Annotated in this window: 20 protein-coding genes and 3 tRNA genes; 9 read left to right on the plus strand and 14 right to left on the minus strand. The window is 54.1% G+C overall.

What is annotated here, in order from left to right; all coding sequences use genetic code 11:
• Positions 1–6: 6 nt before the first annotated feature.
• The 4 genes from M2418_RS05205 to M2418_RS05220 all read right to left on the minus strand — a co-directional run bounded on the left by M2418_RS05205 (position 7) and on the right by M2418_RS05220 (position 1,583).
• Positions 7–591, minus strand: coding sequence for an NADH-quinone oxidoreductase subunit B family protein (locus tag M2418_RS05205; protein ID WP_259145241.1), 585 nt, complete (start codon positions 589–591; stop codon positions 7–9).
• Positions 582–947 (minus strand): NADH-quinone oxidoreductase subunit A, encoded by a 366-nt coding sequence (locus M2418_RS05210; protein WP_192487554.1) that lies wholly within the window; start codon positions 945–947, stop codon positions 582–584. The genes M2418_RS05205 and M2418_RS05210 overlap by 10 nt, the downstream gene beginning before the upstream one ends.
• 444 nt (positions 948–1,391) lie before the next feature.
• Positions 1,392–1,468: transfer RNA gene (locus tag M2418_RS05215), tRNA-Asp, on the minus strand.
• Between the two features lie 38 nt (positions 1,469–1,506).
• Positions 1,507–1,583, minus strand: a tRNA-Asp gene (locus M2418_RS05220).
• Between the two features lie 382 nt (positions 1,584–1,965).
• On the opposite strand from M2418_RS05220, the gene M2418_RS05225 reads away from it, so the two are divergent.
• The 3 genes from M2418_RS05225 to M2418_RS05235 all read left to right on the plus strand — a co-directional run bounded on the left by M2418_RS05225 (position 1,966) and on the right by M2418_RS05235 (position 3,356).
• Positions 1,966–2,041 (plus strand) — tRNA-Val (locus tag M2418_RS05225).
• A 104-nt stretch (positions 2,042–2,145) separates the two neighbouring features.
• On the plus strand, positions 2,146–2,358 hold the full coding sequence (locus M2418_RS05230) for a hypothetical protein (RefSeq protein ID WP_250982802.1): 213 nt from the start codon (positions 2,146–2,148) through the stop codon (positions 2,356–2,358).
• A gap of 134 nt (positions 2,359–2,492) precedes the next feature.
• A complete protein-coding gene (locus tag M2418_RS05235; RefSeq protein ID WP_259145244.1) occupies positions 2,493–3,356 on the plus strand; it encodes an alpha/beta hydrolase in 864 nt (287 codons plus the stop codon).
• A 106-nt stretch (positions 3,357–3,462) separates the two neighbouring features.
• Here the strand turns inward: M2418_RS05235 and M2418_RS05240 are convergent, their stop codons facing one another.
• From M2418_RS05240 to clpP, 6 genes are all read right to left on the minus strand, one after another.
• Positions 3,463–5,661 carry an esterase-like activity of phytase family protein gene (locus tag M2418_RS05240; protein ID WP_259145245.1) on the minus strand — a complete coding sequence of 733 codons (2,199 nt, stop codon included), beginning with the start codon at positions 5,659–5,661 and terminating at the stop codon, positions 3,463–3,465.
• 213 nt (positions 5,662–5,874) lie between these two features.
• The gene (gene hupB, locus M2418_RS05245; protein WP_192487550.1) at positions 5,875–6,150 is read right to left on the minus strand and encodes a DNA-binding protein HupB; all 276 of its coding nucleotides are present in this window, start codon (positions 6,148–6,150) and stop codon (positions 5,875–5,877) included.
• Between the two features lie 202 nt (positions 6,151–6,352).
• Positions 6,353–8,770 carry an endopeptidase La gene (gene lon / locus M2418_RS05250; RefSeq protein ID WP_192487549.1) on the minus strand — a complete coding sequence of 806 codons (2,418 nt, stop codon included), beginning with the start codon at positions 8,768–8,770 and terminating at the stop codon, positions 6,353–6,355.
• A 380-nt stretch (positions 8,771–9,150) separates the two neighbouring features.
• Complete coding sequence (locus M2418_RS05255; RefSeq protein WP_259145256.1) at positions 9,151–9,516, minus strand: VOC family protein; 366 nt, start codon at positions 9,514–9,516, stop codon at positions 9,151–9,153.
• A gap of 99 nt (positions 9,517–9,615) precedes the next feature.
• Positions 9,616–10,893, minus strand: a complete 1,278-nt coding sequence (gene clpX, locus M2418_RS05260) for an ATP-dependent Clp protease ATP-binding subunit ClpX (protein ID WP_192487547.1) — start codon at positions 10,891–10,893, stop codon at positions 9,616–9,618.
• Positions 10,894–11,186: 293 nt separating this feature from the next.
• The gene (gene clpP, locus M2418_RS05265; RefSeq protein WP_192487546.1) at positions 11,187–11,816 is read right to left on the minus strand and encodes an ATP-dependent Clp endopeptidase proteolytic subunit ClpP; all 630 of its coding nucleotides are present in this window, start codon (positions 11,814–11,816) and stop codon (positions 11,187–11,189) included.
• 694 nt (positions 11,817–12,510) lie between these two features.
• On the opposite strand from clpP, the gene M2418_RS05270 reads away from it, so the two are divergent.
• A complete protein-coding gene (locus M2418_RS05270; protein ID WP_250982806.1) occupies positions 12,511–13,758 on the plus strand; it encodes a GGDEF domain-containing protein in 1,248 nt (415 codons plus the stop codon).
• Positions 13,759–13,838: 80 nt separating this feature from the next.
• The gene (locus M2418_RS05275) at positions 13,839–15,086 is read left to right on the plus strand and encodes a cytochrome P450 (RefSeq protein WP_259145260.1); all 1,248 of its coding nucleotides are present in this window, start codon (positions 13,839–13,841) and stop codon (positions 15,084–15,086) included.
• A gap of 90 nt (positions 15,087–15,176) precedes the next feature.
• Here M2418_RS05275 and M2418_RS05280 read toward each other — a convergent pair whose 3' ends face one another.
• From M2418_RS05280 to M2418_RS05295, 4 genes are all read right to left on the minus strand, one after another.
• Positions 15,177–15,416 (minus strand): hypothetical protein, encoded by a 240-nt coding sequence (locus M2418_RS05280; RefSeq protein WP_192487542.1) that lies wholly within the window; start codon positions 15,414–15,416, stop codon positions 15,177–15,179.
• Between the two features lie 33 nt (positions 15,417–15,449).
• Positions 15,450–15,806 (minus strand): cupin domain-containing protein, encoded by a 357-nt coding sequence (locus tag M2418_RS05285; protein WP_259145262.1) that lies wholly within the window; start codon positions 15,804–15,806, stop codon positions 15,450–15,452.
• 35 nt (positions 15,807–15,841) lie between these two features.
• Positions 15,842–17,125: an O-acetylhomoserine aminocarboxypropyltransferase gene (locus M2418_RS05290; RefSeq protein ID WP_259145264.1), complete on the minus strand. Its 1,284-nt coding sequence runs from the start codon at positions 17,123–17,125 to the stop codon at positions 15,842–15,844.
• A gap of 85 nt (positions 17,126–17,210) precedes the next feature.
• Positions 17,211–17,648, minus strand: coding sequence for a CoA-binding protein (locus M2418_RS05295; protein WP_250982810.1), 438 nt, complete (start codon positions 17,646–17,648; stop codon positions 17,211–17,213).
• 99 nt (positions 17,649–17,747) lie between these two features.
• Here M2418_RS05295 and M2418_RS25735 point away from each other — a divergent pair, with 99 nt between their 5' ends.
• The 4 genes from M2418_RS25735 (at position 17,748) to rpsI (ending at position 20,637) form a co-directional block, all read left to right on the plus strand.
• Positions 17,748–17,891 (plus strand): hypothetical protein, encoded by a 144-nt coding sequence (locus M2418_RS25735; protein WP_405049379.1) that lies wholly within the window; start codon positions 17,748–17,750, stop codon positions 17,889–17,891.
• 745 nt (positions 17,892–18,636) lie between these two features.
• On the plus strand, positions 18,637–19,473 hold the full coding sequence (locus M2418_RS05305; RefSeq protein ID WP_259145266.1) for a DMT family transporter: 837 nt from the start codon (positions 18,637–18,639) through the stop codon (positions 19,471–19,473).
• 229 nt (positions 19,474–19,702) lie between these two features.
• Positions 19,703–20,167, plus strand: coding sequence for a 50S ribosomal protein L13 (rplM, locus tag M2418_RS05310; RefSeq protein WP_192487535.1), 465 nt, complete (start codon positions 19,703–19,705; stop codon positions 20,165–20,167).
• A gap of 2 nt (positions 20,168–20,169) precedes the next feature.
• A complete protein-coding gene (rpsI, locus tag M2418_RS05315) occupies positions 20,170–20,637 on the plus strand; it encodes a 30S ribosomal protein S9 (RefSeq protein ID WP_192487534.1) in 468 nt (155 codons plus the stop codon).
• The last annotated feature ends 194 nt before the right edge of the window (positions 20,638–20,831 follow it).

Genomic DNA, 20,831 nt, shown 5'->3' on the forward strand with positions numbered 1-20,831 from the left:
TTGCCCTTAACGCTCGATCGTTCCGGTTCTGCGGATCTTCTTCTGCAACAAAAGCACGCCGTAAAGCAGCGCCTCTGCCGTGGGGGGACAGCCCGGAACGTAAATATCTACCGGGACGACACGGTCACAACCGCGCACCACAGCATAGGAATAATGGTAATAACCGCCGCCATTGGCGCAGGAACCCATCGAGATGACGTAACGTGGCTCAGGCATCTGGTCATAGACCTTGCGCAGAGCCGGAGCCATCTTGTTGGTCAACGTACCGGCAACGATCAGAACGTCCGACTGGCGCGGTGACGCACGCGGTGCAACACCGAAGCGCTCAAGGTCATAACGCGGGCCAGAAGCCTGCATCAGGCCTTCAACGGCGCAACAGGCCAGACCGAACTGCATCCACATCAACGAACCGGTACGGGCCCAGGTGATGAGCTCGTCGGTCGATGTGACGAGGAAGCCCTTGTCGGCCAGTTCGTCGTTGATTTCGGTAAAATACGCATCGTTGCTGCCAAGAGGCTTGCCCGTCGACGGATCGATAATGCCTTTCGGCTTCGGAGCAACCAGCGTCGTGTTGTCTTGACCTACGCCCATTCCAAAGCTCCCTTCTTCCACTCATAGATGAAGCCAATGGTGAGAACACCGAGGAACACCATCATGGACCAGAAGCCGAACCAGCCCAACTCACCGAAGGACACAGCCCACGGGAACAGGAACGCAACTTCAAGGTCGAAGATAATGAATAGGATCGACACCAGATAAAAGCGAATGTCGAACTTCATACGTGCATCATCAAAGGCATTGAAACCGCACTCGAACGCAGACAGCTTTTCCGGGTCCGGATTTTTATAAGCAACTGCGAATGGCGCGATAAGCAGCGCCAGTCCGATGACCAGCGCGATACCAATGAAAATTGCAATCGGAATATAGGAACTGAGGAGTTCAGTCATCGTACTCTTCCCTGTCCGAGCCGAGCGCCGGACAATCCCTTGCGACAAACCGTCTGCAAGGACAAAAATCATGTTGCAACGCCAAAGTCGTTAGCGCAGCCGGGTTCTCTCTGCAAGAGTTTCTGCATCATTTCAACCCGGTTGCCGCATCGTTTCGCAACAATAACGATACACTACCTTGGCACCCACCCCTTTGGATACCGCTAAATACTTAAAAAAAATGAATATTCCGCCAAACAAAAAACAAAGTCACAAAGGTGAGAAATTTGCTGGAAATTGCACTGCAAAAAGCACATTTTGCATAACGGAAATATGAGCAAAAAAGGAAGGAAATGTTGGGCGGCAAACGCGATTCATTTGAACCGCGCGCAACGCGCAAAGCACGCCACAGTCTCTGGAGAGACGAGCGTGTAAACAACGATGGAGGGGACATTTAAAAATAAATGGCGCGAGTGACGGGGCTCGAACCCGCGACCTCCGGCGTGACAGGCCGGCACTCTAACCGACTGAGCTACACCCGCGCATTGCAGATTTTCATCTGCGTTTTTCGAGGAAAGGATGGCGCGAGTGACGGGGCTCGAACCCGCGACCTCCGGCGTGACAGGCCGGCACTCTAACCAACTGAGCTACACCCGCTTAATCCTTATTCAGCAGAAACCTGCCTAACGAAGCAGCCTCGACTGTCCGTGAGCGGCTAACTACGGGGTTCATGTTTGGGTGTCAACAGGTTTCATGACAAAAAATACGCTTTCGTTTTTTTCTTTTCAAAATCCCTCCCAAACGGCTGATTTTATCCACAGCCCTCCCCTGTTTTGGGCGTCCTATAGAGAGTGAAATTTTCTTGAATTTTTTATGATTGGGAAAAACCCTTATTTTCTCGGGATGTTACGCAATTGCGCACAGCGAAATCAGAAAATTTTGAAAAAACTTCACAAAGGGGACTTGCGCTTTTTTTCTGATCCGCATAGATCACAGCCACCGACGCGGCGAACACAACAAACGGTTCGCAAGACGCGAAGGGCGATTAGCTCAGTTGGTAGAGCGCCTCGTTTACACCGAGGATGTCGGGAGTTCGAGTCTCTCATCGCCCACCATTTTCCTTCTTGTCTCCCCTTTTAAGTATCTTGAATGTCGCCATTTATTCATGGCGTATTGTTTTCCGCTTGGTCAGAAAAAACAACCAACGGGAATTATCAACATGGACACTATCTCAATCGACAATCGTGGTGATTTCGGTCTGTGGGCAATCGAACGCGCCAAGGAGATCATTGCCGTTGAGGGCTCATCCCTGGCGATTGCAGCGCGCGACAGCAGTGAAGAGACCATTCGCGAGGCAGCAAATGCACTCGGTGCCGCAATAACCGCTGCTTTGCTCGAGGTGTATGACGGCCTTTTGTCCGACGAAGAATAAGAAACGCACCTACTCGCTGACCGCATCGTTTTTTTCGCTCCACCATCGCAATCATAGCGCGTATTTTTGCGCTTCGCTCGTCGTTGCTCCCGTGATAAAGGTCAATTCCCACGCCTTGACCACGGGAGTTTCCGATGACGCAGATGGAAGGCAGTGCATTTCAGGAAGAATTTTTATCAACAACAGGCGGGCTGCGACTCTTCGTACGCTCGTGGAAACCCGATTCTGTGCCTCGGGCCGTCGTGGTGATTTGCCACGGCGTGAATTCTCATGGCGGCCAGTATCTCTGGGCCGCCGAAAAATTCATGCAAAGAGGCTTTATTGTCTATGCACTCGACTTACGCGGCCGAGGGAAATCCGATGGACCGCGATTCTATGTCGATAATATTGCCGATTATGTCGCCGATCTCGGCATCGTCATTGATCTGGCGAAATCCCGCAATCCGAATCTGCCAGTTTTTTTGCTGGGTCACAGCGCTGGTGGCGTCGTCTCATGTTCGTACGCTCTGGAAATGCAGGATGGATTGGCCGGCCTGATCTGCGAAAGTTTTGCTTTCAAAGTGCCCGCCCCCAATTTCGTTCTTGGAATCACCAAGTTTTTAAGTGGGTTCTTCCCTCGCCTACCGGTGCTCAAACTAAAAAATGAAGATTTTTCACGCGATGGCGAGGCTGTACGTATTCTCAATGCCGATCCATTGATTGCCAATGAGACACAGCCAGCTGCAACAGTTGCTGCTCTGGTGCGTGCCGATGAACATTTGAAGCGGGAATTTCCGACCATAAAACTTCCCGTGCTGATTCTGCATGGCACTGCTGACAAAGCGACCGTGCCAAGCGGCAGCGAGTTTTTTTACAAAACGGCAGGCTCCAGCGACAAAACCCTCAAACTTTACGAGGGACATTTCCATGATCTTCTCAATGATCTGGGCAAGGAACGGGTTCTGGACGACATGGTGGCGTGGATCGATGCCCGTTTGCCAGAGCGCATCACCGTCTGAGTCCTGACGTCAGGATGCGATTCTTCGTCAGTCACCTGAAATTTTTCATTCCAAAACAAAAACGGCCGGACATTTTGGTGTCCGGCCGTTTTTTGTGCGTCAAAAATCAGTTGGTGCCCTTGAGGTCCACTGCAAAGAACAGTGTTTCGCCCGAGGAATCATCCACGCCGTCATTGTCGGTCACGGCGTAAGCCTTGCCAGACTTGTCGAAGGCAAAGCCTTCCAGCTTGTCGACGGTGTAACCATTGGTCTGCGCCTTAAGGTCTGGCAGGAAGTCATGGGCCAGTTCCTTGGTCACGAGAGGTTGCTCGCCACCGATCTTGGCAGGCTTCAGGTCAGCCTTTGCAACGCGGTACAGCTTCTTGATGGCTGCGGCATCACCAATCTGGTTATCACGCTCTACGATGTAGACGTGGTCGCCATGGGCAGAGATTTCCGACAGGCCAACCCAACCGGCTTCAGGCTTGTCGAGCTGGTAACGCACAGCGCCCCACTCCTTGGCCTTGGGGTTATAGGAGACGAGCTTCACGAAGCCCTTCTCGTCTGTGCCCCATTCGCGCTGCACAGCCATCCACAGGGTGGCGTCGTCGCCTTCACCCACAACCGTCACACCTTCAAAGCCGTAACGGGTCTCACCCTCAAGCAACTCTTTCGGCAGGGCGATCTCGGCCTTGATCTCACCCTTGGCGTTGACGTTGTAAAGCGCGTGCGGAAGTAGCTTTTCGCTGTTGCCTTCCGATGCCAGCCAGAAACCACCCTTGCCATCGAGAGTGATGCCTTCGATGTCGAGTTTCTGGGCAGGCTGACCATCACGCTTCACGCGCAGAACAGAAGTGATGACTGCAGGTTTCTGGGTTGCGTCGATCGTGTAGATCGATGGCTGCATGCCGTAAACCGAATCGGACACCGCATAAAGGATGCCATCCTTTTCAGCGTCAGCGACCAGACCGGACAGTGCACCCCAGCCGATTGGCGCGCCGTCTACCGTTGCCGATACCAGCTGCGGATAGGCCGCCTCGCCTTCTGCACGCTCAAACAACATGACGTGCGAACGGGCACCACCATCTTCGACCAGATCGGCCTCGTTGGCAGTTGCCAGCAGATTGCGGCCAGGGATCGCCACAGCACCTTCTGGAGAGATGCCGGATGGCAGAAGCTGTGTCAGCTCAGGTTCTGCGCCGGTATCCTTGTAAACGCCAACCACAGAGCTACGCTCGGACAGAACGAAGATAAAGCGGTCATCGCCAAAGGTTGCGACTTCAAGACCTTCAGGCTCTACGCCCTTGGCTCTCGAACGCTTCTCGGGATAGTGGCCGATACTGGCGACGGCATGTTCGAAGGAAGCGCCAGCTTCATAGAGGACCTTGCCAGCTGTGTCGAAAATGGTGAAGCCGCGTGCGCCGCCTTCCCAGTCGCCTTCATTGGCGATGACAACACGATCTGTGCCCAGCCACTTGATGGCGTCAGGTTCGCGTTTACGGGCTTCCTGCTTGTCCGTGAACTTCAGGGCGCCGTCCGACTTGGTGTCGATGCCTTCCAGGTCAACCGTGCCAGCGGAGAAGTGGCTTTTGACCGTGCCGGCTTTGCCATCAACAATCACGATGTGGTTGTTTTCCTGCAGCGTCACGGCAATGTCGCCATTCGTGTTGATGGAAACGAATTCCGGCTCTGGATCTTCCGGTGCGATATCTGCCAGGCCAGTCATGTCAATGTGCTTGACGGTGGCGCAATCGGCAACGCCGTCTTTTAGGGCAACCGTGACCAGATAGCCAGCCGGCATCTGCGGCAATGCACCATCATTGACGTCTTCATCGCGTTCATTTTCGATCGCGATGGCGGCAAATGTCTTGTCTGGGGAAATGGCGACAGAATCAGGCTGACCGCCCAGATCGCAGCTGGCTTCTATCTTTTTGCTGGCGATATCGACAGTCACCAGTTTGCCAGATGGCTTGGTGAAGCTTTCAGAGGTATTCACACCGGCCAGAACCTTGGTTCCAGCAACGGCGACCGACGTCGGTTCACCTTCCAGCAACAGGGCACCACCAGCCTTCGGTGCCTTGGCATCGGTAATGTCGATAAAGCCAATGCCGCCCAGCGGGCTGTCGGAATAGATCAGTGTATTGCCGTCTTCACTGGCCGCGATGATCTCAGCAGACGATACCGTTTTGGCGTCCTTGTCCTTGGGCAGGTTTAGCGCCACCGGGAAAGATGCAATGCGGTTGAAAACCTGATCAGCAGCAGCAGGCAAGGCGACGGAAGTAAGCAGCACAGCCATCAGGCCGGCCGAAGTAAAACGAAACGTCATGGGAAGCCTCCTGTTCCATTAAATCGAACAGTCGGCTTCTGCTGCATGCATGTTACACACGAATGACAGACATAGTTTATTTAGCCGGGTCATCCACAACAAACAGACGCAAGGCAAAATAAAAACCCGATGCAAAGGCACCGGGCTTTCAATTTCAGTACTCACAAGCCAAATATGCGCTCACTCGCCGCGAGGCAGCGCATAGTGGAAACTTTAGGAGTTCACGGCGTCCTTGAGACCCTTGCCAGCCGAGAACTTCGGCACGTTACGGGCAGGAATATCAACTTCAGCACCCGTGGACGGGTTGCGGCCCTTGGAGGCTTCACGACGGCTGACAGTGAAGCTGCCAAAACCTGCGAGGCGGATGTCGCCACCATTCTTCAGTTCGCTCTGGACGGTTTCGAATACAGCGTCAACTGCGGAAGCAGCATCTGCCTTAGTGAGACCGGCCTTTTCGGCAACTGCGGAAACGAGCTCATTCTTATTCATGTTTCCACCCCTTTCTATGGTTTGAAACGACTCAAATTAAGCCGGGCGCAGAATAGCTAGCTACCTGCGACCCGCAACTCAAAAGCGCCGGAATCGCCTGAAAAACAAGAGGTCTAGCTGCTTTTTTCACAACAAAGGCTGGCATTTCTGCCAGCCTTTGTGTGTTTTTTACCAATATGGCTTCACGTGAGGTCGTAAAACCTCAATGTGCGATCGTCTGACCGGCGTCATCGACACCTTCGACGGTGGCAACCAGTGGCGTCTCAATGCTGCCATCCCACTCGATCGGCTCGGGTTTGCGCAGCAGCGCATGCTCGATAACCTCACCCATGCGGGACACAGGAATGATCTCCATTCCGTTCTTCACATTGTCCGGAATCTCGGCCAAATCCTTGGCGTTTTCTTCCGGAATGAGCACCTTCTTGATGCCGCCGCGCAGGGCTGCAAGGAGCTTTTCCTTGAGGCCGCCGATGGGCAGAACACGACCACGCAGTGTGATTTCACCGGTCATGGCGACATCCTTGGAAACAGGAATGCCGGTCATGATCGATACGATGGCGGTTGCCATCGCCACACCTGCCGATGGGCCATCCTTCGGAGTGGCACCTTCGGGAACGTGAACGTGGATGTCGCTCTTGTCGAAACGTGGAGGCTCGATGCCGAAATCAACAGCGCGCGAACGGACATAGGATGCCGCTGCCGAAATCGATTCCTTCATCACTTCCTTCAAGTTACCGGTCACGGTCATACGACCCTTGCCCGGCATCATCACGCCTTCGATCGTCAGCAGTTCGCCACCAACTTCGGTCCATGCAAGACCGGTGACAACGCCGACCTGATCTTCACGTTCAGCCTCACCATGACGGAAGCGTGGAACGCCCAGATAGTCATTGATGTTGGCAGCCGTTACAGCCACGGACTTGGTCTTGCCCTTGATGATTTCGGTCACGGCCTTACGTGCCAGTTTCATCAATTCACGCTCGAAGCTACGAACGCCGGCTTCACGGGTATACTGCTGGATGACCGCCATGATCGCATCGTCGCTGACGGAAAATTCGTCCGGCTGCAACGCATGTTCCCTGATGGCCTTAGGCAGCAGGTGACGCTTGGCAATTTCACGCTTTTCATCTTCGGTGTAACCAGCGATGCGGATGATCTCCATACGGTCCATCAGCGGGCCTGGAATATTGAGCGTGTTTGCCGTGGTGATGAACATCACGTCGGACAGGTCATATTCCACCTCAAGGTAGTGGTCCATGAAGGTGGAGTTCTGTTCCGGATCCAGCACCTCGAGCAGAGCCGACGACGGATCGCCACGGAAGTCCATACCCATCTTGTCGATTTCATCGAGCAGGAAGAGAGGGTTGGTCTTCTTGGCCTTCTTCATGGACTGCACGACCTTGCCAGGCATGGAGCCGATATAGGTGCGGCGGTGACCACGAATTTCCGCCTCATCGCGTACGCCACCCAGCGCCATGCGAACATATTCGCGGCCGGTTGCCTTGGCGATGGACTTTGCAAGCGAAGTCTTACCAACGCCTGGAGGGCCAACGAGGCACAGGATCGGTCCGCGAATCTTGGTGGCGCGTGCCTGCACGGCCAGATATTCGACGATACGTTCCTTGACCTTGTCGAGACCGAAGTGATCGACTTCGAGGATCTCCTCAGCCTTGTTCAGATCAGTTTTGATCTTCGACTTCTTGCCCCATGGCAGACCAAGCAGCCAATCCATGTAGTTGCGAACAACGGTGGCTTCTGCCGACATCGGGCTCATCTGGCGCAGCTTCTTCATCTCCGCCTCGGCCTTTTCCTTGGCCTCCTTGGAGAGTTTGGTGCGGGAGATGCGTTCTTCCAGCTCGGCCATCTCGTCACGGCCGTCTTCGCCGTCACCGAGTTCCTTCTGGATCGCCTTCATCTGCTCGTTCAGGTAATATTCGCGCTGCGTCTTCTCCATCTGGCGCTTGACGCGAGAACGGATGCGCTTTTCAACCTGAAGAACCGAAATCTCGCCTTCCATGAAGCCAAGCGCCTTTTCCAGACGCAGCTTCACGCTGACGGTTTCGAGCATTTCCTGCTTTTCGCTGATCTTGATCGACAGGTGCGATGCCACCGTGTCAGCCAACTTCGAATAGTCCTCGATCTGGCCGGCAACGCCAACCACTTCAGGGGAGATCTTCTTGTTGAGCTTCACGTAGCTTTCAAATTCGGAAATGACCGAACGGGAAAGAGCTTCTACTTCGACAGGATCATCCTTGGTCTCGTCCAGAAGGTCCGCCGTTGCCTCGTAGAAATCTTCGCGGCTGGTGTAAGTGTCGATCTTTGCACGACCCTTGCCTTCCACCAGCACCTTGACGGTGCCGTCAGGCAGCTTGAGCAACTGCAGAACATTGGCCACGGTGCCAACGTCATGAATAGCAGATGGTTCAGGATCGTCGTCGCTAGCATTGATCTGAGTGGCAAGCATGATCTGCTTGTCGGAACCCATGACCTCTTCAAGCGCACGAATAGATTTCTCACGCCCTACGAACAGCGGGACGATCATATGCGGGAAAACAACAATGTCGCGCAGGGGAAGGACAGGATAAGTGCCACCAGATGCTGCAGACGTAGTGTTCGTCATGTTATTTCCTTTCCATGGCCTCAATGAGCCACTCTGCCGAAGTTCTTGGGTTCTTCGGCGCATTCTCGTTTCCTACCAGAAATGGAGTTTCATCACCCCAATTTCAAGCCAGACGAAACGCCGGTATCCCGCCAGGGACCGAAATTTAAAATGCGGCGTGTACTAAGACTAATTTTTACGCAGTCGCAAGCAACATGCTTGCGGGGCAGAAATACACTTGCCGCCAGACGCGAAACACCGCGTCACAAATCAGTTGTAAAACATTATCAGCAAAGAGCAAACGGCTCTACACGCAAAATAGCCGCCATCCGCAGGAACGTCGCAGAATTGCGATAAAAGCATCGCCAAAAGCGCCGGAAATTGAGCTGACACCCCTGCCCTTATGCCATCGCGAGGGCAGCGCCGCGTAGACCTATGCAATTACCCCATGGGTCGCGAACCTGACACATCAGGATATCACCATCGATTCTCATCGGGCCGCGGTAAAGCACCGCTCCAAGCGCCTGCAGATGGGTGAGCGATTTTTCAAAGTCGTCCGTCCACCAATAGACCACACTGCCAGCGGCCCCGCTTGCTACCTTGTCATCGGCCAGCACCAGTTCCAACTGCGTCTGACCGACCTGCAAAAACTCGAACCCTGAAGGCTGCGACACGGTTCGCACGGCGCCAGGAAAGGCTTTCTCATACCACGCGATCCCCTCATCCATATCAGCGACATGCACGAGAACGGCAGACACAAAACTCATGAGGCGTTCTCCTGGGACACCATGGACTGTGGCCATTGGCCAAAGAAAAAGCCCCTCGCAGCCGTGCTGCAAGGGGCTTTCAATTCTACCGTAATCGAATCAGGCCGAAACGTTAGTCTTTTCTTCCTGACGATCGGCGTAGATGTAGAGCGGACGCGCTACACCACTGACGACTTCGTCAGAGATCACGACTTCACGAACGCCTTCAAGCGTCGGCAATTCGAACATGGTGTCGAGCAGGATTTTTTCCATGATCGAACGCAGACCGCGAGCACCGGTTTTACGGGTGATTGCCTTGCGGGCAATTTCGCGCAATGCGTCTTCATGGAATGTCAGTTCGACATCTTCCATCTCGAACAGGCGCTGGTACTGCTTGACCAGAGCATTCTTTGGTTCCGACAGGATCTGGATCAGTGCGTCTTCATCGAGATCTTCGAGCGTTGCCAGAACGGGCAGACGACCGATGAATTCAGGAATAAGACCGAACTTGACCAGATCTTCCGGCTCCAGTTCACGCAGCACTTCGCCAACACGACGATCTTCCGGACCCTTGACCGTTGCGCCAAAACCAATCGAGGTCTTTTCGCCACGTGCCGAAATGATCTTGTCCAGACCGGCAAACGCGCCACCGCAGATGAACAGGATGTTGGTCGTATCCACCTGCAGGAATTCCTGCTGTGGATGTTTGCGACCACCCTGTGGAGGAACGGACGCAACCGTGCCTTCCATGATCTTCAGCAGAGCCTGCTGTACGCCCTCACCCGACACGTCGCGCGTGATGGATGGGTTGTCAGACTTGCGGGAAATCTTGTCCACTTCGTCGATGTAAACGATACCGCGCTGAGCGCGTTCAACGTTGTAATCCGCAGACTGGAGCAGCTTGAGGATGATGTTTTCAACATCTTCACCCACGTAGCCAGCTTCGGTCAACGTCGTGGCATCGGCCATGGTGAAGGGCACATCGATGATGCGGGCCAGGGTCTGGGCAAGATAGGTCTTGCCGCAACCGGTTGGGCCAACCAGCATGATGTTCGACTTCGCCAGTTCCACTTCCCCGTTTTTCGAGGCGTGTGCCAGACGTTTGTAATGGTTATGAACGGCCACGGAGAGAATTTTCTTCGCCTGCATCTGGCCGATGACATATTCATCGAGAATTTTGATGATATCCTGCGGCGTGGGAACGCCTTCGCGGGACTTCACCATGGAACTCTTGTTCTCTTCGCGAATGATGTCCATGCACAATTCGACGCATTCATCGCAGATGAATACCGTCGGTCCAGCAATAAGCTTGCGGACCTCGTGCTGGCTCTTGCCGCAGAATGAACAATAGAGTGTGTTCTTGGAGTCGCCGCCGTTGCTGCCGCTGACTTTGCTCATATCTCTTTCCTTCCAGCACGCCGTCATTCCGTCAAACGGAATGCGGTAAACTCACCGCTTGCCGGCACGTTTTCCGTTTTCAGGATACGTGCCCGCATTGTTTCCGGGGGTACTAAACCGGACCGGACAAACAATCCGAACCCCGGAGGCAACGAAATCCCCTTCAAGCATCAACGCTACGTCATAAATTTTCAACATAGCCTTAATATGTACTATTAGCGTTTTCTTTCCCGGTTTAAACCCTCTATTTCCACAGAGGGTCTCAAACCATTGTCAAAAACGCGCATGCGTTACTAAGCAGACGCACCTTCGATTTCGGCGCGCGACGTCAGGATGCGGTCGATGACGCCCCAATCCTTTGCTTCTTCCGAGTCCATGAAGTGGTCGCGATCAAGGGTTTTTTCAACCTCTTCAAGCGTGCGGCCGGTGTGCTTCACGTAAACTTCATTCAGGCGGCGCTTCATCTTGATGATGTCACGGGCGTGACGTTCGATGTCGGATGCCTGGCCCTGGAAACCGCCGGATGGCTGGTGCACCATGATACGGGCGTTTGGCGTTGCAAAACGCATGCCCTTCTCACCGGCAGCCAGCAGCAGCGAACCCATGGACGCAGCCTGACCAACGCAGAGCGTCGATACAGCCGGGCGAATGAACTGCATGGTATCATAGATTGCCATGCCGGCGGTTACGACGCCGCCCGGAGAATTGATGTAAAGCGCAATTTCCTTCTTGGGGTTTTCAGCCTCAAGGAAGAGCAGCTGGGCGCAAACCAGCGACGCCATATGATCTTCAACCGGACCAGTCAGGAAAATGATGCGTTCCTTGAGAAGACGCGAGTAGATGTCATAGGACCGTTCGCCGCGATTGGTCTGTTCCACGACCATCGGCACCAGAGCCATGGCGGTATCAACTGGATTTCTCATGTCCGTCCTTTATCAACTCTTGCCCGGCACGATCTGCGAACCGGAATCAAATCTATTTCTTCATTCTCTACATAGAGTGTCCAAGCCACGTACTTCAAGACACAGGCGGCGGATATCCTTAATAGCGGGCATTTCTTACTGGCGCTCTAATGAGCATTCGCATGAGTCGCCATAGCCACGCATTGACGATGCTTGATCATCAACGACGAAAACCGGATGTGGTGAATGATTGATGAATTCTCAAGTCCATTACCCGTCACATCGTCTCAGCAAAGCCCACGCCAGCACAGTTTTCTCATAACGAGAATGAAATCTGCTCCAAAGATGATCGTCGTAGCGGCTTTTCGAAATTTCGAACTCGTTTTTCCAAATCTGCAGCCAATATCGTCCACCGCCGTGGCCTTTATATCTGGTGCAGGTTTCAAGAGTTCAAGCACCTGCGTGTCACGCAACCCGCGTCCGGCGCTTTGGTGGGCTTCATAGGTCAGAAATAAACCTCTGGATCACCCCAGTTTTGCCCCGGTCCGGCAACGAACCATTAGCAATTGGTGTTGATACTTCCGCGCAGGCCCGTCCCGCATTTCCTCCCGGAATAGAACTTCGTGCCATCAGGTTAGTTTCAAGCGTTTCCTCCATGATCATGAGGATCATGGCGCGTGAAGCAACGCGCAAACGCGCAGATTAGGATCGTACGGTGTTTGATGCCAAAACAGTAATGCTTCTCTGGGCCGCAGAAACACTCACCCTGGCTTTTCTGCTGCTCGGCATGTGGCTGCGACAACGCGCCAAAACACAATACCTGCTGTTCGCGTCCGGCTTCGCGCTTAATACGATTGGCTGCGTCCTGGTGATGCTGCGCGGGGAAATCCCGAATTTCGCCTCTATTCAGGTGGGCAATACAGTCGCACTGCTAGGCTTTGCCTGCTGGCTTGCGGGCCTGCTCAAAATCAGCGGCAAAAAGATCGAAGGCTGGGTCGCGATCCCTGCATTGCTGTGGGTGGCGTTCATGTTTGTCCCACCTGTACGCGACAGCATGGCCTATCGCATCGTTCTTTATCATACGGCCGCGGGCCTTGGTTACCTCATGCTGGCCAGTGTTCTTCTGAATTACAAGGGCAAGCGCAGCCCGACGCGCAAAACCCTTGCCAGTTTGCTGGTATTTCAGGCCCTGTGCGGAGCAATCACCGCCTATGTGGTTATCAAGCATAATATGGCGACCGGAAATGTCGTGCCGCTGACGACCATTACCGCCATTTACGGTGCATTGTTCTTTGTTGCCGTGATCACGCTCAGTGCCATGCTCTATATTGAAGAAACGGAAAAGCGCCTGCACCTGTTGGCAACGACCGATGAACTGACCGGCGCTCGCAATCGCCGTGGCCTGACAGAAGAATTCGAAAGACTGGCAAAACGCTCGGCCAATTCTGGCCACAGCGTGGCTCTCATCCTGTTCGACATCGATCATTTCAAGAAGATCAACGACCGCTACGGTCACCAGTCCGGCGATATCGCGCTCACGCGGTTTTCACGTATGGCGGAAACCATCATTTCCGAGACAGGCATGTTCGTGCGCATGGGTGGCGAAGAATTTGCGTTGCTTCTGGAAACCGCCCTTCCCGACCGGGCGATCATGGTTGCCGAAACCATCAGGCTGCACCTTGCCCGCACACCGCTTGACGATGGCAAGCAAACCATTCCCATGACTGTCAGCGTCGGTATCGCGACTGACAATAGCGGCGCGCCGGATCTCCACGCGCTGATGACGATTGCCGACCGGGCGCTGTACGCCGCCAAGAAGGCCGGCCGCAACAGAACCGTATTCTTCAACGGTGAAAACAACGTGGTGATCGCCGCCAATGATCGTAATGAAGATCCGATGGATAACAATGCCGACCGTCAGGTCGCGGCATTGGCCCGCATCACCGCGATTGCCAACCGCTAAGATCAGGAACGCACCGCTTATTTATCTCCGGTTTGGAAAACATCTTCCAGCCCGGCACCCATTCCAATAGATATGATTGCATGACTGATATTCCTGATTTTCTGACAATCGACACCGCTACGCGCCATGTCTCGCTTGATGCCCGCAACCCGGAGTTCTTCGGAAATCCGAATGCTGTTTATGCGGCTCTGCACAAACACTGTCCCACCTTTTATTGGGAGGAACAGAAACAGTGGTTTTTCACCGGCTATGACCACGTCAATGCGCTGTTGCGTGACCGCCGTTTCGGACGGCAGATCCTGCATGTCGCCAGCCGCGAAGAACTGGGCCTTGCCGAGCCGCAGGAGCACGTCAAACATTTCGATGCGGCCGAGCGCCATTCGCTGCTGGAAATCGAACCGCCGGAACATACGCGGCTGCGCACCCTCATCAACCGCGCTTTCGTCTCTCGCCATGTCGAGATCATGAAGCCGGAAATCGAGGCGCTGGCCAACAAGCTGATCGACGGTTTTGAAAAAGATGGCAAGACAGAGCTTCTCGCCTCCTTCGCAGATATCATTCCGGTGACGATGATTGCCCGGATGATCGGCATTCCCGAGGAGATGGGCCCGAAGCTACTGGAATGGTCCCATGCCTATGTCGGCATGTATATGTTCAAACGCACCACCGAAGATGAACATTCGGCGGACAGGGCGGCCAAGGAATTCGCTGACTATGTTCGCAGCATCATCAGGGATCGTCGCGAAAACCCGCGCGATGATCTGATGAGCCACATGATCCACACCGAGCACAAAGGCCAGTTCCTGACGGATGACGAACTGGTGTCGACCACCATCGTTCTGCTGAATGCCGGCCATGAAGCCACCGTTCACCAGATCGGCAATTCGGTTCGGGTAATCCTGGAAAGCGGCGTTGCGCCGGATACGTTATTTTCCGATGACAAGACCACCGAGCGCACGGTTGAAGAGACGCTGCGCATCTGTGCGCCCGTGCATATCTTCCAGCGTTGGGTTCTTGAGCCGGTGGAGATCGACGGCGTTGCATTCAAGCGCGGCGATAAGGTCAGCCTCATTCTGGCGGCGGCCAATCTCGACCCGCAGAAATTCACCGATCCCCTCACCTTCAAGCCAGACCGTGCCGAAGGTGCCAACCTGTCCTTCGGTGCCGGTATTCACTTCTGCATTGGTGCGCCGCTGGCACGTCTTGAATTGAATATCGCGCTGCCTCTGCTGTTTGCCCGCCTGCCAGGCATGAAGATTGCCCGGAAACCCGAGGTCAAGGATGTCTACCATTTCCATGGTTTGGACCGTCTGGATCTTGTCTGGTGATTGCCGCGCCTGAAACCTGCCGATTAAAATGGAAACGCCGTGTGTTTGATGAAAACACACGGCGCTTTTGTCTGTATGATGCTGTGGCGGTTAAATCCACTGCCGTCCATCGCTGCCACCCTGGCAACCATACGGCGGGAGAACATTGCCAAATGTCTCGTGAAGCTTGTCACAACCCCATTTGTTGATTGGTCCCGGCATACGGCTGTTCAGCTCGATGCCAACCTCATCATAGGGGCTGTCCGTGTTGGTTACATATTTGTACCACTGGAAACCAATAAAACCGACGGAAACGATCGCTACGATCAGAAACGTTCTCAGTATTCTCATTACATTACCCTATTCATTCCGGCCCGTCCTTTTTCAAAGACGGATCACGTAGTCCTTGCGAGTCGTTTCAAGGACTTCCCAGCTTCCTTTGAAGCCGGGCCTTAATACCATCCGGTCGCCAGCACGCAATGCAAAGCTTTGACCGTCGTCAGATGTCAGCACCGAATGGCCCTCGAGAATGCTGAAATATTCCCACTCGTCATATTCGACGCGCCACTTGCCAGGCGTTGATTGCCAGATCCCTGCGTAGACCCCGCCATCAGCCTCTTCGAAATTCCATGTGGTGAATTTTGGGTCTCCCGAGATCAGACGCTCCGGTTTCGGGGCGCCGTATTCCGGCTCAATATTCGCCAGTTTTTCTTCGAGGTTGAATGACAGGGTCAATGCCATGAGATGCTGTTCTCCAGGTTCTGTTTGTGCAGCTGTTATACTTTTGACAGTGCCTGTTCCAGATCGGCGATGATGTCCTTGACGTCTTCAAGGCCGATGGACAGACGCACGACATCCGGTCCGGCACCGGCGGCAACCTGCTGTTCCGGCGTCAACTGGGCATGGGTGGTCGAGGCCGGGTGAATAACCAGCGAGCGGGTGTCACCAATATTGGCAAGGTGCGAGAAAAGCTGCAGACCGGCGACAAAGCCCTTTCCGGCATCGTAACCGCCCTTCAGACCGAAGGTGAAGACAGAACCGGCACCGGCTGGCGAATAATGCTGCTGGATGGCGTGGTTGGAGCTATCCTCAAGTCCCGCATAATGGACCCAGCCGACCTTGGGATGTTTTTTCAGCCATTTGGCAACAGCGAGAGCGTTTTCCGAATGGCGCTGCATGCGCAGCGGCAGGGTTTCAATACCGGTCAGGATCAGGAAGGCGTTAAACGGCGAAATGGCCGGACCAAGGTCACGCAAGCCAAGTACACGGCACGCAATGGCAAAGGCAAAATTGCCGAAGGTGGCGTGCAATACCGTGCCGGAATATTCCGGGCGCGGTTCGGATAGCATCGGATATTTGCCGGACGCAGACCAGTCGAATGTACCGCCGTCGACAATGATACCGCCCATGGAATTGCCGTGGCCGCCGAGGAACTTGGTCAGCGAATGCAGTACTACGTCGGCGCCATGTTCCAGCGGTCGCACAAGGTATGGGCTGGCCATGGTGTTATCAACGATCAGCGGCAGGGCATGCTTGCGCGCAACCTCGGCAATGGCGGCAATGTCCACGAAGGTGCCGCCGGGATTGGCAAGGCTTTCGATAAAGATCGCTTTGGTGCGATCATCGATATGTTTTTCGAAGGTTTCCGGTTCAGCCGTATCGGCCCAACGCACCTGCCAGCCAAAATTCTGGAAGGCATGGCCGAACTGGTTGATGGAGCCGCCATAGAGTTGGCGTGCGGCTACAAAATTATCGCCCGGCTGCATCAATGTGTGGAACACCAGCATTTGTGCAGCATGGCCGGAGGCAACGGCCAGTGCTGCCGTGCCGCCCTCAAGGGCCGCCACACGCTCTTCCAGCACCGCCTGAGTCGGGTTCATGATGCGGGTGTAGATGTTGCCGAATTCTTTCAGGCCAAACAATGCAGCAGCATGATCCGAATCCCGGAAGGCATAGGCCGTCGTCTGATAGATCGGTGTGTTACGGGCACCCGTGGTCGGGTCAGGCTGCGCGCCTGCATGAATTGCAAGCGTCGCAAATCCGGGATTGTTGCTGGACATGGTATTTCCTCCAAAATGTCAGACCTTGAACTGGACTTTGGAGGATCATAACGCCTTGGCAGCAAATGATAAGCCTGTTGCGCGCTCAACCCTGTGTTATATTGAGGCGCGGATATTCAATTGCCGGGCAACGGTCCATAACCATCTTGATACCGTAGGCTTCAGCCTTGGCGGCTGCTGTATCGTCACGCACGGAAAGCTGACCCCAAATGACCTTGGGTCGTGGCGAAAGCAGGATTGTTTCTTCAACGACTGACGACAGGTACTCCTTGGCGCGGAACACATCCACCATATCAACGGGCTCCGGAATATCGGCCAAGTGCGCATAGACCTTCTGGCCGAGAATTTCCTTGCCCGCCTGCCCCGGATTAACGGGAAACACCCGGTAGCCCTTCGACAGCAGAAACCGCATGACGCCGTAGCTTGGACGATCCGGGTTTGGCGAGGCGCCAGTCAAGGCAATTGTCTTCACCGAGCCGAGAATTTCTGCTATATAATCATTGTCGTAAGTATCGTGCTGCATGATCAGGTTCCTGGATGGGTGACTATCTTTTCAAAGGGCTACGACATGCGAAGCACTTTTGCATATGGGATCCAACAACAAAAAGAAAAGGACCAGATCATGCTGAAGACAACATTCGCCGTACTGCTTGCCGTGCTTGCAGCCTCTCCGGCCGCTGCCATTTCCCGCTACAATACAACAGGCATGAGCTGTGCAGCAGTACAGAGTGCTATCGACCGTGAGGGCGCGGCCATTCTCCGTTAAACATCGACGCGCGTACGCAACATGACGCTTTATGATCGCTACGTCCGAAGCGACCGTCAGTGCGATACCGGCGAATACGCAGCTGACAGCAGCGTACCAACGCGCGACGCAAAGAACTGCCCGGTGTACAAATGTGAACCGCGCACCAATGATCGTTGCAGCCCGTTTTCGTTCGGCAGAGACTGCTGACCACATAAAATTCCATCAGCTTTTCGGCGTAACGTTGGTGCGGTGCCGTTTCGCACGCGCCGAATTAAATTTTACGCGCGAAAAATGTTCACTCTTTGTATTTGATAAATTCATGTTTTATTCATAGGCATTTTAGCGACTACTTATAGTTTAATTAGAAATTCCAACTTTATGAAATAAAACGCCTGGCAGGAGCAAATCTACTATCGTCTGAAGCAGTATTTTAGTGACGAATGGCAAGCATCAGCACTTCAGATATATCGCAAATTGCAACATTCCCAGAACAACTAGATTTCCCACGTCTCGATGCTGCAAAAAAACCATAAAAATTACCAGTAAATCAAATCGCCAAATAGTTGTATTATTCTATTATTTGACATTGAAAAATCGACCAATACAGCTTTTCGATGCAGCCAAAAACATCGTTCGATAAGTCGCCCGACGACGACATTTTCTCACCCCCAATAAAGCGTGCATCACACCGCTTGCACTTGCGCTTTCACTGCGAATAGAACTGGACATAACCTGCCGTTTTCCTCGCTCGCGGATCATTGCCTTGTCTATCGATGTGCTTTTATTGGTTCTCTTCGGAGCGCTGCTCCATGCAAGCTGGAATGCCCTGGTCAAATCCGGCAAGGACAAGTCACTGGATGCCGCACTGATTGCGGCCGGCGGCGCCTGCTGTGCCCTGCCCTTTCTGCCCTTCCTCCCGATGCCGAACATCACAGCGCTGCCCTTCATTCTGGCGTCAGCGGTTCTGCAGTTCGTCTATTTCCGCCTGGTGGCCGTTGCCTACACACTCGGTGATATCGGGCTGGTCTATCCGCTGATGCGCGGCGTGGCACCGTTGCTGGTTGCAGCCAGCAGCAGCTTCATTCTTGGCGAACATCTGTCACCAATGGCGCTCACCGGAATTTTCGTCATTTGCGCCGGCATCATGACACTGGCATTCGAGGCTCGCCACGGCGGCCGCACCGCGACAATCTTTGCGCTGCTCAATGCCGTTGTCATCGCCAGCTACACTTTTGTGGATGGCGTTGGCGCCCGTGAGGCAGGCAATGCCATTTCCTATACCTTGTGGATGTCGCTCTTGCCGCCGGTCCTGCTGTTCAGCCACGCCATTTACATGCGCGGCGGCCGTGCCGTGATCACCCATGTGCGCGGCAACTGGTGGCGCGGCATTCTGGGCGGTGGCGGCTCGATCCTGTCCTATGGACTTGCTCTCTGGGCCATGACCAAGGCGCCGGTTGCCATTGTTGCGGCGCTGCGCGAAACATCGATCCTGTTTGCCATCGTCATCTCGGTTTTTATCCTCAAGGAGAAGGCCAGTATCTGGCGTTATGTCGCCGGTGCCGTCATTGCAGCGGGTGTTTTGGTGATGCGGCTGGGCTAAAAAGTGAGGTATTAAAATACCACACAAACAAACCATTGATTTTACTTGCGTTTTTCTAGCTTTACCCAAATTCGAAACCTTGACGGTTTTTCAGCACCCACGTATAAGCTCGCCCAAGTCACATTTCATGTAAATGCGGCTTACCCTTGCGTTCAGGCGCAAGAAAACCAAGCAACAAAAAACGCCCAGAGCCTTATGGCCCATGGGTCCAGACAGAAAGACTAGTAATATGTCGACTTTCGTTCAGAAGCCCGCTGAGGTGGAGAAGAAGTGGATCATCATCGACGCCGAAGGCCTCGTTGTTGGTCGCCTCGCCACCGTTGTTGCAAACCGTCTTCGCGGCAAGCACAAGGCAACCTACACACCACACGTTGACGATGGCGACAATGTCATCATCATCAATGCGGAAAAGGCTGTCTTCACCGGCAACAAGTATTCCGACAAGAAATACTACTGGCACACCGGCTACCCAGGCGGCATCAAGGAGCGTACAGCTCGCCAGATCATCGAAGGCCGCTTCCCGGAGCGCGTTCTCGAGAAGGCAGTTGAACGCATGATCCCGCGCGGCCCGCTCGGCCGTCGCCAGATGAAGAACCTGCGCGTTTACGCTGGTTCCAACCACCCACATGAAGCACAGCAGCCGGTCGTTCTCGACGTTGCCAAGCTCAACAGCAAGAACGTAAGGAGCGCCTAATAATGGCCGATCTTTCCTCTCTGAAAGACCTCGCTCCGGCAGCAGAAGCTTCGGCTCCTGTACATGTCCGCAAGGTTGACACTCTCGGTCGCTCCTACGCAACCGGCAAGCGCAAGAACGCCGTAGCCCGCGTTTGGGTTAAGGCTGGCTCTGGCAAGATCATCATCAATGGTCGCGACTTCACTGCGTACTTCGCACGTCCGGTTCTGCAGATGATCCTGCAGCAGCCAGTTGTTGCTGTAGCACGCACAGGCCAGTTCGATGTTATCGCAACTGTTGCTGGTGGTGGTCTCTCCGGTCAGGCCGGTGCCGTTCGTCACGGTATCTCCAAGGCACTCACCTACTTCGAACCGGGCCTGCGCTCTGTTCTGAAGAAGGGTGGCTTCCTGACTCGCGACAGCCGCGTTGTTGAACGTAAGAAGTACGGTAAGGCCAAGGCTCGCCGTTCGTTCCAGTTCTCCAAGCGTTAATCGCTTCCGGAATACAGACTTCGAAAAGGCGGGACTTCGGTTCCGCCTTTTTTCGTTTCCGCTTTTTCGTTTCCATGAAGGCGCAACGCTGGCCGCCCTTCACGTCGGGAAAGTGTTGTTGCATGAAAGCACAATGTCGAGCATCTTGCCGCACAGCGATGTCGCTGACAAAGCGAATGCCATCACTGGACATA

Origin of the sequence: Rhizobium sp. BIGb0125 (assembly GCF_024810055.1) — a bacterium.
GTDB lineage: Bacteria > Pseudomonadota > Alphaproteobacteria > Rhizobiales > Rhizobiaceae > Agrobacterium.